We start from the raw sequence: 13328 nt of genomic DNA, 5'->3' as shown, positions 1-13328 counted from the left end.
ATAACTAATAATTGCCGAATATTGCGTCATGCTGTTCGCAACCTAACCAAACAGTCACATTCCAGCTATTTTCAATGAAAAAGGGGTTGACGCTTCAAGGCTCAATACGCATAATGCGCCCCGCAACGCCGATAAGGTTACGCGAAAAAAAGATGGCTACGTAGCTCAGCTGGTTAGAGCACATCACTCATAATGATGGGGTCACAGGTTCGAATCCCGTCGTAGCCACCATCTTTTTTGCGGGAGTGGCGAAATTGGTAGACGCACCAGATTTAGGTTCTGGCGCCGCAAGGTGTGCGAGTTCAAGTCTCGCCTCCCGCACCATTCACCCGTAAGCGTTGCACGGATGGGGTATCGCCAAGCGGTAAGGCACCGGTTTTTGATACCGGCATTCCCTGGTTCGAATCCAGGTACCCCAGCCATTTTTTTCTTCGATATAGCGGTTCACCGCAACGGTCATTGGGGTATCGCCAAGCGGTAAGGCACCGGTTTTTGATACCGGCATTCCCTGGTTCGAATCCAGGTACCCCAGCCATCGAAGAAAATGTTAGTATTTGGCTACGTAGCTCAGCTGGTTAGAGCACATCACTCATAATGATGGGGTCACAGGTTCGAATCCCGTCGTAGCCACCATATTAAGGACGTATCGACTCGTTCGGTAAATCCAAAAAATTGTTGGGGTATCGCCAAGCGGTAAGGCTCTGGTTTCTGATACCAGCATTCCGAGGTTCGAATCCTCGTACCCCAGCCAATTTCAAAAAGTCGTCCACTCTGTGGGTGCACCCGTTGGGGTATCGCCAAGCGGTAAGGCTCTGGTTTCTGATACCAGCATTCCGAGGTTCGAATCCTCGTACCCCAGCCATATTAAAAAGCTCGCTTCGGCGAGCTTTTTGCTTTTCTAATGTTGGGTGATGGCAAGCCTTACCCGGCCTACATGACTTGTAGGCCTGATAAACGTAGCGCCATCAGGCACCACTCGAGCTACAACCCTAACGCATACTTCAGTGCCTGACGTTTCAGTACGCCAGCGCGCTCTGCGGCCATGAGCCCGAGATTACGCATGATGCGCAGCGGCTGCAGGTTATTGCTGAATCCGGCATAGAACAGATCCATACCGCTTTGCATGAGGAAATTGTCAGTCATACGGCGATTCTGATAGCGCTTGAGCACCGGCTGACTGGCCCAGGATTCACCGTAGCTGCGCGCGTTCACCAGCACATCAATCAACGCATCGACATCACGAAAGCCCAGATTAACGCCCTGCCCCGCCAGCGGATGAATGGTATGCGCGGCATCACCTACCAGCGCCAGCCCCGGTTGCACATATTGCAGCGCATGACGACGCGTAAGCGGGAACGCCCCCGCAGCCACTGGCATCACCTTACCGAGTCGCGATGGAAAATGTTTAGCAATCTCCGTCTGCAATTGCGGCATATTCAGCGCTTGCAATTGGCGGATGCGAGCCGGTGAGTCGTACCACACCAACGAGGCCCAGTTATCAAACAGCGGTAAAAACGCGCGCGGGCCGTCAGGCGTAAATTGCTGCCAGGTGCTGTCTCCCGGTGAATTTTCGCATTGCACGGTTATCAACATACAGGACTGCGCGTACTGCCAGGCATGGATACCAATCCCGGCCATTTTTCGCACCTGAGAGTTGGCACCATCGGCGCCGATGACCAGCTTCGCGCTAATAGTTTCGCCACCTGCCAGCTCAAGCTCATGTCGATCGTTATGTTGATGCAAAGAAATCAGGGACGCCGGTACGCGCAGCGTGACTTTAGGGTTAGCTTGCAGCGCCTGCCAGAGCGCCTGTTGCAGGACCGTGTTTTCCACCATATAGCCCAACAGAGGCAGCTTAAGCTCGGCGGCATCAAACATCACATGGGCATTTTCCCACTCCCAGGTTTCCAGTCGACGATAAGGATGGCTGCGCATCCCCTGCACCGTATCCCAGACGCCCAGCCCTTTTAGCAACGACACCGACGCGGAACTAATGGCAGAAATTCTGACATCAGGCTGTCCGTCAGCCACAAACGGCGCGGGAACGGCATGCTCAATGACCGTTACCGTAAATCCATGCTGCGCCAGTCCAAGCGCCAGCGCGCCGCCGACCATCCCCCCGCCGACAATGGCAATTTCCGTTGGTTGATTTGTCATGGTCAATTATCCAGTTACATGTATTGTGTAAGTTTACAGGATTTTTTACCCCTTGAGGCTGACATCCGTCATACTGGTCACAACCGCGCCAAAGCAGTACACTATGCGCCCTGCATTTCAGCCACAATTTCGCAAGAGCAAGTCGATGACCAAAAAACTCCATATTAAAACCTGGGGCTGTCAGATGAACGAATACGATTCATCGAAGATGGCCGATCTGCTGGATGCCACTCATGGGTATCAACTGACTGACGTGGCGGAAGAAGCGGATGTGCTGCTGCTGAATACCTGCTCAATCCGTGAGAAGGCTCAGGAAAAAGTGTTCCATCAACTGGGCCGCTGGAAACTGTTAAAAGAGAAAAACCCCAAGCTCATCATTGGGGTCGGTGGCTGTGTTGCGTCTCAGGAAGGCGATCATATTCGCCAGCGCGCGCATTACGTCGATATTATTTTTGGGCCGCAAACGCTGCACCGCCTGCCGGAAATGATCAACAAAGTGCGTGGAAGCACGACCCGTAGCCCGGTGGTTGATATCAGTTTCCCGGAGATCGAAAAGTTCGACCGCCTGCCGGAACCGCGTGCTGAAGGTCCAAGCGCGTTTGTGTCTATCATGGAAGGTTGTAATAAATATTGTACTTACTGCGTGGTGCCCTACACCCGCGGTGAGGAAGTCAGCCGTCCGGCGGATGATATTCTGTTTGAAATCGCCCAGCTTGCAGCCCAAGGCGTGCGTGAAGTGAACCTGCTGGGGCAAAACGTGAACGCCTGGCGTGGTGAGAACTACGACGGCACGATCGGATCTTTTGCCGATCTGTTACGTCTGGTCGCAGCGATCGACGGTATTGATCGTATCCGCTTCACCACCAGCCATCCGATCGAATTCACCGATGATATCGTTGAAGTTTATCGTGATACGCCAGAGTTGGTGAGCTTCCTGCATCTGCCGGTACAGAGCGGTTCAGACCGCGTACTGAACCTGATGGGGCGTACCCATACCGCGCTGGAATACAAAGCGATCATCCGCAAACTGCGCGCTGCGCGTCCGGATATCCAGATTAGCTCCGACTTCATCGTTGGCTTCCCGGGTGAGACCACGCAGGATTTCGAGCAGACCATGAAGCTGATTGCTGACGTCAATTTTGACATGAGCTACAGCTTTATTTTCTCTGCGCGTCCTGGCACCCCTGCCGCCGATATGGTTGACGACGTACCGGAAGAAGAGAAGAAACAGCGTCTGTACATTCTACAGGAGCGTATCAACCAGCAAGCTATGGCCTGGAGCCGCCGTATGGTCGGCACGACCCAGCGCATTCTGGTTGAAGGCACATCGCGTAAAAGCATCATGGAACTGTCAGGCCGTACCGAAAATAACCGTGTGGTGAACTTTGAAGGCAACCCGGACATGGTCGGTAAGTTCGTAGACGTAGAAATTACCGATGTCTGGACTAACTCCCTGCGCGGTAAAGTGGTGCGTACCGAGGACGAAATGGGTCTGCGTATCGCAGAATCCCCTGAATCGGTCATTGCGCGTACCCGCAAAGAAAACGATCTGGGCGTCGGTATTTATCAGCCTTAATCCTGCTGAAAAACGTAAAAAAGGCCCGATACCGCTACACTTATCGGGCCTACAATCCAGGGCTCGCTGTCCCGGCGGGTCTTGTAATCTGCCCTATCATCCCCATATTTGCTGCAATGCTTGCGCCTTTCCCCCATGGCGTGAATAATTTCCTTAGATGCCGGTAAATGTTCAGCGTCCGGCGAGACATGCATAAGAGGAACAGTTTGAACATAGACACTCGCGAAATCACCCTTGAACCCGCAGACAACGCCCGCCTGTTGAGCCTTTGCGGCCCATTTGATGACAACATCAAACAGCTGGAACGTCGCCTCGGCATCGAAATTAACCGCCGTGATAACCACTTTAAACTGACCGGTCGTCCAATTTGCGTCACCGCTGCGGCAGATATTTTACGTAGCCTGTACGTCGATACCGCCCCAATGCGCGGTCAGACGCAGGACATCGAGCCTGAACAAATTCATCTGGCGATCAAAGAAGCGCGTGTGCTTGAGCAAAGCGCAGACAGCGTGCCTGAATTTGGCAAAGCGGTGAACATCAAAACCAAGCGTGGAGTAATTAAGCCGCGCACGCCGAACCAGGCACAGTACATTGCGAATATCCTCGACCACGACATTACATTTGGCGTTGGCCCTGCGGGTACGGGTAAAACGTATCTCGCGGTTGCCGCTGCGGTTGATGCGCTTGAGCGTCAGGAGATCCGTCGCATTCTGCTGACCCGTCCGGCAGTGGAAGCGGGCGAAAAACTGGGATTCCTGCCAGGAGATCTCAGCCAGAAAGTCGATCCGTATTTACGACCGCTGTATGACGCGCTTTTCGAAATGCTTGGCTTTGAAAAGGTTGAAAAGCTGATTGAGCGTAACGTCATTGAAGTTGCGCCCCTGGCCTACATGCGCGGTCGTACGTTGAACGATGCGTTCATCATTCTTGATGAAAGCCAGAACACCACCATCGAACAGATGAAAATGTTCCTGACCCGTATCGGCTTTAACTCCAAAGCGGTCATCACTGGCGATATTACCCAGATTGACCTGCCGCGTAGCACCAAATCCGGTCTGCGTCATGCCATTGAAGTGTTGGCTGAAGTCGACGAAATTAGTTTTAATTTCTTCCATAGCGAAGACGTGGTGCGCCACCCGGTGGTTGCCCGTATCGTCACGGCGTATGAAGCCTGGGAAGAAGCAGAACAGAAACGCAAAGCCGAGCAGGCTGCAGAACGCAAGCGCGAAGCTCAGGAGCAGGAACAAAAATGAGTCAGGTTATCCTCGATTTACAGCTGGCATGTGAAGACGAATCCGGTCTGCCAACAGAAAGTCAGTTTCAGGGCTGGCTGGATGCGGTGATCCCGCAGTTTCAGGAAGAGTCTGAAGTGACGATTCGTCTGGTCGATGACGCGGAAAGCCACGACCTGAACCTGACCTATCGCGGGAAAGACAAATCCACCAACGTGCTCTCTTTCCCGTTTGAGGCTCCGCCGGGCATTGAGATGCCGCTGCTGGGCGATTTGATCATCTGCCGTCAGGTGGTTGAGAAAGAAGCGCAGGAGCAAGGCAAACCGCTTGAGGCCCACTGGGCGCACATGGTGGTGCACGGTAGCCTGCATTTACTCGGCTACGACCATATTGAAGACGATGAAGCGGAAGAAATGGAATCCCTCGAAACAGAGATTATGCTTGCTCTGGGCTATGAGGATCCGTACATTGCCGAGAAAGAGTAAGCATTTCGACATCTTGTAGGCCTGATAAGGCCTACTTGGTTTGAAGTAAAATGAAGAGATATGCCGTCAACAGCTGAGTAAACGCATGACGCGCTTTGTATTAACTAACATGAGAACCCATACGACGCCATGAGCGACGACAATTCACACAGTAGTGACACCTTAAACAGCAAAAAGGGATTTTTTTCCCTGTTACTGAGCCAACTTTTCCACGGTGAACCGAAAAACCGCGACGAACTGTTGGAGCTGATCCGTGATTCCGGGCAAAACGACCTTATCGATGAAGATACGCGCGATATGCTCGAAGGGGTAATGGATATTGCGGACCAGCGTGTTCGCGACATCATGATCCCTCGCTCCCAGATGATTACCCTGAAACGCAACCAAACTCTGGACGAATGCCTCGATGTCATTATCGAATCTGCCCACTCGCGTTTCCCGGTAATTAGCGAAGACAAGGATCACATTGAAGGGATTCTGATGGCCAAAGATCTGCTGCCGTTTATGCGTAGCGATGCCGAAGCCTTCAGCATGGAGAAAGTGTTACGCCAGGCGGTTGTCGTCCCTGAAAGCAAGCGGGTTGACCGCATGCTGAAAGAGTTCCGCTCCCAGCGTTATCATATGGCTATCGTCATCGACGAATTTGGCGGTGTCTCAGGTCTGGTGACCATTGAGGACATCCTTGAACTGATTGTCGGTGAAATTGAAGATGAGTACGACGAAGAAGACGATATTGATTTCCGTCAGCTCAGTCGCCACACCTGGACTATTCGTGCACTGGCGCCGATTGAAGACTTCAACGAAGCTTTCGGCACGCATTTCAGCGATGAAGAAGTGGATACCATTGGCGGGTTGGTCATGCAGGCCTTCGGTCATCTGCCCGCGCGTGGAGAGACCATCGACATTGATGGTTACCAGTTCAAAGTGGCAATGGCCGACAGCCGTCGTATTATTCAGGTTCATGTCAGAATTCCGGACGACTCACCCCAGCCCAAACTGGACGAATAAACCCGAAACTGGATCTAAGACTACATGGCATTTGCCCCTTTAATTGAACGCCAGCGCATTCGCCTGCTGCTGGCGTTATTATTCGGTGCCTGCGGGACACTGGCTTTCTCACCGTATGACATCTGGCCCGCTGCGATTGTTTCGCTGATGGGTCTGCAGGCTCTCACCTTCAACCGCCGTCCGCTCCAGTCTGCCGCTATCGGCTACTTCTGGGGACTGGGACTGTTTGGCTCAGGCATCAACTGGGTTTACGTCAGTATCGCGCAGTTTGGCGGTATGCCGGGCCCCGTTAACGTCTTCCTCGTGGTTCTGCTTGCTGCTTACCTTTCCCTCTACACTGGCCTGTTTGCCGGCGTTTTGGCGCGTCTGTGGCCGAAAACTACCTGGATACGTGTAGCGATTGCCGCGCCGGTAGTCTGGCAAATCACTGAATTTCTACGCGGCTGGGTACTGACCGGTTTTCCGTGGTTGCAATTCGGCTACAGCCAGATCGATGGCCCGTTAAAAGGGCTGGCGCCGGTAATGGGCGTTGAGGCGATAAACTTCCTGCTGATGATGGTTAGCGGCCTGCTGGCACTTGCACTGGTAACGCGTAACTGGAAGCCGCTGGCTGCCGCCGTGGTGCTTTTCGCTCTGCCCTTCCCGCTACGTTATATTCAGTGGTACACGCTGGAGCCGGAAAAAACCACCCAGGTCTCGATGGTGCAGGGTGACATCCCGCAGTCGCTCAAATGGGATGAAGGCCAGTTACTCAACACCCTGAAGATTTATCTCGACGCCACCCAGCCTGAGATGGGCAAATCACAGCTCATCATCTGGCCAGAATCCGCTATTCCGGACCTGGAAATTAACCAGCAGCGTTTTCTGAGTATGATGGATGACCTGCTGAAATCGAAAAACAGCACGCTGATTACCGGTATTGTAGACGCGCGTCTGAACAAGCAGAATCGTTACGACACCTACAACACCATCATCACACTGGGTAAAGACAGCCCATACAGCTACGACTCCAGCAACCGCTACAACAAAAACCATCTGGTACCGTTTGGCGAGTTTGTCCCGCTGGAATCTATCCTACGCCCGCTAGCGCCATTCTTTGACCTGCCAATGTCTTCGTTCAGCCGCGGTCCTTATGTACAGCCACAGTTGCATGCACACGGCTTTAAGCTGACCGCTGCCATCTGCTACGAAATCATTCTTGGCGAACAGGTACGGGATAACTTCCGCCCGGATACGGACTACCTGCTGACTATCTCTAACGATGCATGGTTTGGTAAATCTATTGGCCCGTGGCAGCACTTCCAGATGGCGCGTATGCGTTCCCTGGAGCTAGCGCGACCTCTGCTGCGTAGCACCAACAACGGTATTACGGCGGTGATTGGTCCGCAGGGCGAAGTTCAGGCGATGATCCCGCAGTTTACCCGTCAGGTGCTGACCACCAGCGTGACGCCAACGACGGGCTTAACCCCTTATGCCCGTACCGGAAACTGGCCGCTCTGGCTGCTAACCGCGCTGTTTGGCTTTGGCGCAGTGGTAATGAGTCTGCGCCAACGTCGTAAGTAAAACAGTGCCCCATCAAATGCAGGCCGGATAAGGCGGTACGCCGCCATCCGGCAGTTGTGCAGCATCGTGCCTGATGGCGCTACGCTTATCAGGCCTACTTCCCCCTCCCAAAGACCATTCTGGCACGTCTATTGCTTTGTTCTACAAGGCAAACGCTGTTTTGGCTGAATGTGCAACCTGGTCGCACCAAAGTTGAGCGCCGGTAGCACCTGAAAAGTGCAACAAGATATTTTTGCCCCCAAATGGTGCGGCGCACTTCGCAAAAATAAACAATAACACAGCAAATTCTTTACATTCATCCAAACTAAATGTTAACAAACACATACAAGACTGCACGTTTTAGTAGCAAACAATAACAACATCACAATGGGTATCAATGCGTCCCTGGCGCAGACGATAAAGGAGTTGGATATGCAATTACGTAAGCTCGCCACTGCCATGCTGGTCATGGGAATGTCCGCCGGTCTGGCGCACGCAGAAGACGCAGCACCAGCGGCAGGCAGCACGCTGGATAAGATCGCCAAAAATGGCGTGATCGTTGTCGGCCACCGTGAATCATCAGTACCGTTTTCTTACTACGATAATCAGCAAAAAGTGGTCGGTTATTCACAGGATTACTCCAACGCGATCGTTGACGCCGTGAAGAAAAAGCTGAACAAGCCTGATCTGCAGGTGAAACTGATCCCGATTACTTCACAAAACCGTATCCCGCTGCTGCAAAACGGCACCTTCGATTTTGAATGTGGATCCACCACCAACAACGTCGAGCGCCAAAAACAAGCGGCTTTCTCTGACACCATTTTCGTTGTCGGCACCCGTCTGCTGGCGAAAAAAGGCGGCGACGTTAAAGATTTCGCCGATCTGAAAGGTAAAGCCGTAGTCGTGACTTCGGGTACCACCTCCGAAGTTCTGCTGCACAAGCTGAATGAAGAACAAAAAATGGATATGCGCATCATCAGCGCGAAAGACCACGGTGACTCTTTCCGTACTCTGGAAAGCGGTCGTGCCGTTGCCTTTATGATGGATGACGCCCTGCTTGCTGGCGAGCGCGCGAAAGCGAAGAAACCAGACAACTGGGAGATCGTCGGCAAGCCACAGTCTCAGGAAGCCTACGGCTGTATGTTGCGCAAAGATGATCCTGAGTTCAAAAAGCTGATGGACGACACTATCGCCAAGGCGCAAACCTCAGGCGAAGCTGAGAAATGGTTTGATAAGTGGTTTAAAAATCCAATTCCGCCGAAGAACCTGAACATGAATTTCGAACTGTCAGACGAGATGAAAGCTCTGTTCAAAGAACCGAATGATAAAGCGCTTAACTAACTAAAATAAATGGGAGGCTTCCCCTCCCTCTCGATTGTTACTCGGCACGGACAGACTATAAGCCTGATGGTCGTTCCCCATCAGGCCTGAAAACCGCAAAACGCCGAATAACAATCTTCGAGGGTAGCGCTGCTACCCTTTTTTTTCTGGAGTAGATTTATGTCTATAGACTGGAACTGGGGTATTTTTTTACAACAAGCCCCGTTCGGCAACACCACCTATCTCGGCTGGCTCTGGAGTGGTTTCCAGGTCACTGTCGCGTTATCCATCACCGCCTGGATTATCGCTTTCCTCATAGGCTCTTTATTCGGCATCTTACGTACCGTTCCAAATCGTTTCCTTTCTGGGATCGGCACGCTGTACGTTGAGCTGTTTCGTAACGTTCCACTCATCGTCCAGTTTTTTACCTGGTATCTGGTTATTCCGGAACTGCTGCCGGAAAACATTGGGATGTGGTTCAAGGCTGAGTTGGATCCCAACATCCAGTTCTTCCTCTCATCAATGCTTTGTCTGGGGCTGTTTACCGCCGCGCGCGTCTGCGAACAGGTTCGCGCCGCAATTCAGTCTCTGCCTCGTGGGCAGAAAAACGCCGCTCTGGCGATGGGGCTAACGCTACCGCAGGCCTACCGCTATGTGCTGCTGCCAAACGCTTACCGCGTGATTGTTCCGCCAATGACCTCAGAGATGATGAACCTGGTGAAGAACTCCGCGATCGCCTCCACCATCGGCCTGGTCGATATGGCGGCACAGGCGGGCAAATTGCTGGATTACTCCGCCCACGCATGGGAATCGTTTACCGCTATCACTCTGGCCTACGTCCTGATTAACGCCGTCATCATGCTGGTGATGAATCTTGTTGAACGTAAAATCCGCCTGCCTGGCAATTTGGGAGGCAAATAATGTACGAATTTGACTGGAGTTCTATCATCCCTTCCCTGCCGTATCTGCTGGATGGGTTAATCATCACGCTGAAAATCACCGTTACGGCGGTAGTCATTGGTATTGTCTGGGGAACCATCCTTGCAGTAATGCGCCTGTCCAGCTTCGCGCCGATTGCCTGGTTTGCGAAAGGCTACGTCAACGTATTTCGTTCTATTCCGCTGGTCATGGTGCTGCTGTGGTTCTACCTGATTGTGCCCGGCTTCCTGCAAAACGTACTGGGTCTGTCGCCAAAAACCGATATTCGCCTGATCTCAGCAATGGTCGCGTTTTCGATGTTTGAAGCCGCGTACTATTCCGAGATTATCCGTGCCGGTATCCAGAGTATTTCTCGTGGGCAATCCAGCGCCGCGCTGGCTCTGGGGATGACCCACTGGCAGTCGATGAAGCTCATTATTCTGCCGCAGGCATTCCGCGCGATGGTACCGCTGCTGCTAACCCAGGGCATCGTACTCTTCCAGGATACCTCGCTGGTCTACGTATTAAGTCTGGCAGACTTCTTCCGTACCGCCTCTACCATTGGCGAGCGTGACGGCACACAGGTTGAAATGATCCTGTTTGCTGGCGCCGTTTATTTTGTATTCAGTCTGAGCGCATCGTTGTTGGTCAGCTATTTGAAGAAAAGGACAGTTTAATGATTACCCTGAAAAATGTTTCTAAATGGTATGGTCACTTTCAGGTGCTGACCGACTGCTCCACGGAAGTGAAAAAAGGGGAAGTGGTGGTGGTCTGCGGCCCGTCAGGTTCAGGTAAATCAACGCTTATCAAAACGGTGAACGGGCTGGAGCCGGTACAACAAGGCGTCATCACCGTTGATGGTACCGTGGTGAATGATAAAAAAACCGATCTGGCCAAACTGCGCTCTCGCGTTGGTATGGTGTTCCAGCACTTTGAACTGTTCCCTCACCTGTCGATCATTGAGAACCTGACTCTGGCGCAGGTAAAAGTGCTCAAGCGCGATAAAAAGCCGGCCCGCGACAAAGCGCAAAAGTTACTGGAACGCGTTGGTCTGTCAGCACATGCGGAAAAGTTTCCAGCTCAGCTCTCAGGGGGCCAGCAACAGCGTGTCGCTATCGCCCGGGCGCTGTGCATGGATCCTATCGCCATGCTGTTTGACGAACCGACCTCGGCGCTTGATCCTGAAATGATCAACGAAGTACTGGACGTTATGGTTGAACTGGCCAATGAAGGGATGACCATGATGGTGGTAACCCACGAAATGGGCTTTGCGCGTAAAGTGGCGAACCGGGTGATCTTCATGGATGAAGGGAAAATTGTTGAAGACTCACCGAAAGAAGAGTTCTTCGCTAATCCGAAATCGGACCGTGCCAAAGACTTCCTCGCGAAAATACTGCACTAATCTTGCTGGCGCGCACCTCCATGTGCGCGCCACCTCACGCTTTATCCCTTCGCCTCTCGAAACACATACAGCCCAGCGTTAACCTTGTCACAAAGTCCCACTTACAAGGAGCAACAATGGCACTTCCTATCCTGTTTGATTGCGATCCGGGTCATGACGACGCTATCGCAATTGTGCTCGCCCTCGCCTCACCAGAACTGGATGTGAAAGCGATAACCTCATCAGCCGGTAACCAGACACCTGACAAAACGCTGCGTAACGTGTTGCGCATGTTAACGTTGCTCAACCGTACGGATATACCAGTAGCTGGTGGCGCAGTGAAACCACTGATGCGCGATCTGATTATCGCCGATAACGTTCACGGCGAGAGTGGACTTGATGGCCCGGCGCTGCCGGAACCCGCTTTTGCGCCACAAGACTGTACCGCCGTGGAACTGATGGCGAAAACCCTGCGTGAAAGCCCGGAACCGATGACGATTGTCTCCACCGGGCCGCAGACTAACGTCGCATTGCTTCTGAATAGCCATCCTGAGCTGCACGCCAAAATCGCCCGTATCGTAATTATGGGTGGTGCGATGGGCCTCGGAAACTGGACGCCCGCCGCCGAGTTCAATATTTTCGTGGATCCTGAAGCCGCTGAAATCGTATTCCAGTCTGGCATTCCAGTGGTGATGGCTGGTCTGGACGTCACGCATAAAGCGCAAATACATCGCGAAGATACCGAGCGGTTCCGCGCTATCGGCAATCCCATTTCGACGATCGTGGCAGAACTACTCGACTTCTTCTTTGAATATCACAAAGATGAAAAATGGGGATTCATCGGCGCACCGCTGCATGATCCATGCACCATTGCCTGGCTGCTGAAACCTGAACTGTTTACCACCGTTGAACGCTGGGTCGGCGTGGAAACTCAGGGTAAATATACCCAGGGAATGACCGTGGTGGATTACTACTTCCTGAGCGGCAATAAGCCAAACGCCACCGTAATGGTAGACGTGGATCGCGAAGGGTTTGTCGATTTGCTGGCAGAACGTTTAAGATATTACGCGTAAAACTGTAGGCCGGATAAGGCGCTTGCGCCACCATCCGGCATATTGCCTGATGGCGATGCTGGCGCATCTTATCAGGCCTACAAATAACTTCTGGCACGCCTAATCATCACGGCTCAAACGGTCGCCGCTGAAACTGATCGTGTCCGCATTTCGGACACAGCGGCAGCACATCCGGGGTGTAAACCGCTAAATGGAAGTGGCACTTCTCGCAGACCAGATTACCTAATCCGACCACCTCACCGCTGTGATAAACCCCGTGATGACTGAGGTCCTGGAACACCTCGCGCCATTCGAGCTGCGTTTTATCTGTAATATCGGCCAGTTCCTGCCAGATACTCTCCTTGATAACCCGCATAAAGACGCTGTCTGTCTCCTCATCGAGACTTTCTTCATAGCTCAGAGCAAACTCTTCCAGGTCACGTCTGACGGCCCGGGTGAGCTCTTCCACCTCGGTTCGCGTTAACTCCCCGGTCTGCATAACTCGTTGACGCGCCTGCTCCACCAACGCATCGATATCGCGTTCGCCATTACGCAGACGTTCGCTCAGTGAAGCCACCAGTTCACGGTAATATTGAGCAACCTTGTTCATCACTTCGCCTCCTGGGTCGTTAACTGTCTATAATAATAGACGTTATT

Annotated in this window: 12 protein-coding genes and 7 tRNA genes; 17 read left to right on the top strand and 2 right to left on the bottom strand. The window is 52.6% G+C overall.

The annotated features are described in order from the left end of the window. Positions 1-154: 154 nt before the first annotated feature. The 7 genes from OGY13_RS05160 to OGY13_RS05130 all read left to right on the top strand — a co-directional run bounded on the left by OGY13_RS05160 (position 155) and on the right by OGY13_RS05130 (position 862). Positions 155-231: transfer RNA gene (locus OGY13_RS05160), tRNA-Met, on the top strand. An 8-nt stretch (positions 232-239) separates the two neighbouring features. After that, a tRNA-Leu gene (locus OGY13_RS05155) sits at positions 240-324 on the top strand. Between the two features lie 23 nt (positions 325-347). Then, positions 348-422 (top strand) — tRNA-Gln (locus tag OGY13_RS05150). A 38-nt stretch (positions 423-460) separates the two neighbouring features. Then, positions 461-535: transfer RNA gene (locus OGY13_RS05145), tRNA-Gln, on the top strand. Between the two features lie 21 nt (positions 536-556). After that, positions 557-633: transfer RNA gene (locus OGY13_RS05140), tRNA-Met, on the top strand. 43 nt (positions 634-676) lie between these two features. Further along, positions 677-751 (top strand) — tRNA-Gln (locus tag OGY13_RS05135). Positions 752-787: 36 nt separating this feature from the next. Continuing rightward, a tRNA-Gln gene (locus tag OGY13_RS05130) sits at positions 788-862 on the top strand. A gap of 119 nt (positions 863-981) precedes the next feature. Here the strand turns inward: OGY13_RS05130 and ubiF are convergent. Then, positions 982-2157, bottom strand: a complete 1176-nt coding sequence (gene ubiF / locus OGY13_RS05125) for a 3-demethoxyubiquinol 3-hydroxylase (protein ID WP_008784098.1) — start codon at positions 2155-2157, stop codon at positions 982-984. Positions 2158-2302: 145 nt separating this feature from the next. Between ubiF and miaB the strand changes: the two genes are divergently transcribed. From miaB to rihA, 10 genes are all read left to right on the top strand, one after another. Further along, on the top strand, positions 2303-3733 hold the full coding sequence (gene miaB / locus OGY13_RS05120) for a tRNA (N6-isopentenyl adenosine(37)-C2)-methylthiotransferase MiaB (RefSeq protein ID WP_003831327.1): 1431 nt from the start codon (positions 2303-2305) through the stop codon (positions 3731-3733). A 206-nt stretch (positions 3734-3939) separates the two neighbouring features. Then, complete coding sequence (locus tag OGY13_RS05115; protein WP_003022776.1) at positions 3940-4986, top strand: PhoH family protein; 1047 nt, start codon at positions 3940-3942, stop codon at positions 4984-4986. Then, positions 4983-5450 carry an rRNA maturation RNase YbeY gene (gene ybeY, locus OGY13_RS05110; RefSeq protein ID WP_003831323.1) on the top strand — a complete coding sequence of 156 codons (468 nt, stop codon included), beginning with the start codon at positions 4983-4985 and terminating at the stop codon, positions 5448-5450. Before OGY13_RS05115 ends, ybeY begins: the two co-directional genes overlap by 4 nt. Before the next feature lie 129 nt (positions 5451-5579). Beyond that, the gene (corC, locus tag OGY13_RS05105; protein WP_003022770.1) at positions 5580-6458 is read left to right on the top strand and encodes a CNNM family magnesium/cobalt transport protein CorC; all 879 of its coding nucleotides are present in this window, start codon (positions 5580-5582) and stop codon (positions 6456-6458) included. A 24-nt stretch (positions 6459-6482) separates the two neighbouring features. After that, positions 6483-8021 (top strand): apolipoprotein N-acyltransferase, encoded by a 1539-nt coding sequence (lnt, locus tag OGY13_RS05100; protein ID WP_071445754.1) that lies wholly within the window; start codon positions 6483-6485, stop codon positions 8019-8021. Positions 8022-8432: 411 nt separating this feature from the next. Beyond that, the gene (gltI, locus tag OGY13_RS05095; protein WP_003831318.1) at positions 8433-9341 is read left to right on the top strand and encodes a glutamate/aspartate ABC transporter substrate-binding protein GltI; all 909 of its coding nucleotides are present in this window, start codon (positions 8433-8435) and stop codon (positions 9339-9341) included. 159 nt (positions 9342-9500) lie between these two features. Next, positions 9501-10241 (top strand): glutamate/aspartate ABC transporter permease GltJ, encoded by a 741-nt coding sequence (gene gltJ / locus OGY13_RS05090; protein WP_003831316.1) that lies wholly within the window; start codon positions 9501-9503, stop codon positions 10239-10241. Further along, positions 10241-10915, top strand: a complete 675-nt coding sequence (gltK, locus tag OGY13_RS05085) for a glutamate/aspartate ABC transporter permease GltK (RefSeq protein WP_003831315.1) — start codon at positions 10241-10243, stop codon at positions 10913-10915. The genes gltJ and gltK overlap by 1 nt, the downstream gene beginning before the upstream one ends. After that, on the top strand, positions 10915-11640 hold the full coding sequence (gene gltL, locus OGY13_RS05080; protein ID WP_003022754.1) for a glutamate/aspartate ABC transporter ATP-binding protein GltL: 726 nt from the start codon (positions 10915-10917) through the stop codon (positions 11638-11640). Before gltK ends, gltL begins: the two co-directional genes overlap by 1 nt. Before the next feature lie 116 nt (positions 11641-11756). Continuing rightward, positions 11757-12692, top strand: coding sequence for a pyrimidine-specific ribonucleoside hydrolase RihA (gene rihA, locus OGY13_RS05075; protein ID WP_153686947.1), 936 nt, complete (start codon positions 11757-11759; stop codon positions 12690-12692). A 106-nt stretch (positions 12693-12798) separates the two neighbouring features. On the opposite strand, the gene OGY13_RS05070 is transcribed toward rihA, so the two are convergent. Continuing rightward, positions 12799-13281, bottom strand: a complete 483-nt coding sequence (locus tag OGY13_RS05070) for a zinc ribbon-containing protein (RefSeq protein ID WP_003022748.1) — start codon at positions 13279-13281, stop codon at positions 12799-12801. Positions 13282-13328: the final 47 nt, after the last annotated feature.

The sequence above is a fragment of the Citrobacter sp. Cpo045 genome (genome assembly GCF_030332875.1).
GTDB classification, from domain to species: domain Bacteria; phylum Pseudomonadota; class Gammaproteobacteria; order Enterobacterales; family Enterobacteriaceae; genus Citrobacter; species Citrobacter portucalensis.
The sequence above is the reverse complement of the archived record's forward strand: the minus strand, read 5'-3'. Positions and strand labels throughout refer to the sequence as shown.

Coding starts and splice junctions, on each gene's coding strand:
- ubiF (WP_008784098.1), bottom strand. CDS start 2,157: ATGACAAATCAACCAACGGAAATTGCCATTGTCGGCGGGGGGATGGTC.
- miaB (WP_003831327.1), top strand. CDS start 2,303: ATGACCAAAAAACTCCATATTAAAACCTGGGGCTGTCAGATGAACGAA.
- ybeY (WP_003831323.1), top strand. CDS start 4,983: ATGAGTCAGGTTATCCTCGATTTACAGCTGGCATGTGAAGACGAATCC.
- corC (WP_003022770.1), top strand. CDS start 5,580: ATGAGCGACGACAATTCACACAGTAGTGACACCTTAAACAGCAAAAAG.
- lnt (WP_071445754.1), top strand. CDS start 6,483: ATGGCATTTGCCCCTTTAATTGAACGCCAGCGCATTCGCCTGCTGCTG.
- gltI (WP_003831318.1), top strand. CDS start 8,433: ATGCAATTACGTAAGCTCGCCACTGCCATGCTGGTCATGGGAATGTCC.
- gltJ (WP_003831316.1), top strand. CDS start 9,501: ATGTCTATAGACTGGAACTGGGGTATTTTTTTACAACAAGCCCCGTTC.
- gltK (WP_003831315.1), top strand. CDS start 10,241: ATGTACGAATTTGACTGGAGTTCTATCATCCCTTCCCTGCCGTATCTG.
- gltL (WP_003022754.1), top strand. CDS start 10,915: ATGATTACCCTGAAAAATGTTTCTAAATGGTATGGTCACTTTCAGGTG.
- rihA (WP_153686947.1), top strand. CDS start 11,757: ATGGCACTTCCTATCCTGTTTGATTGCGATCCGGGTCATGACGACGCT.
- OGY13_RS05070 (WP_003022748.1), bottom strand. CDS start 13,281: ATGAACAAGGTTGCTCAATATTACCGTGAACTGGTGGCTTCACTGAGC.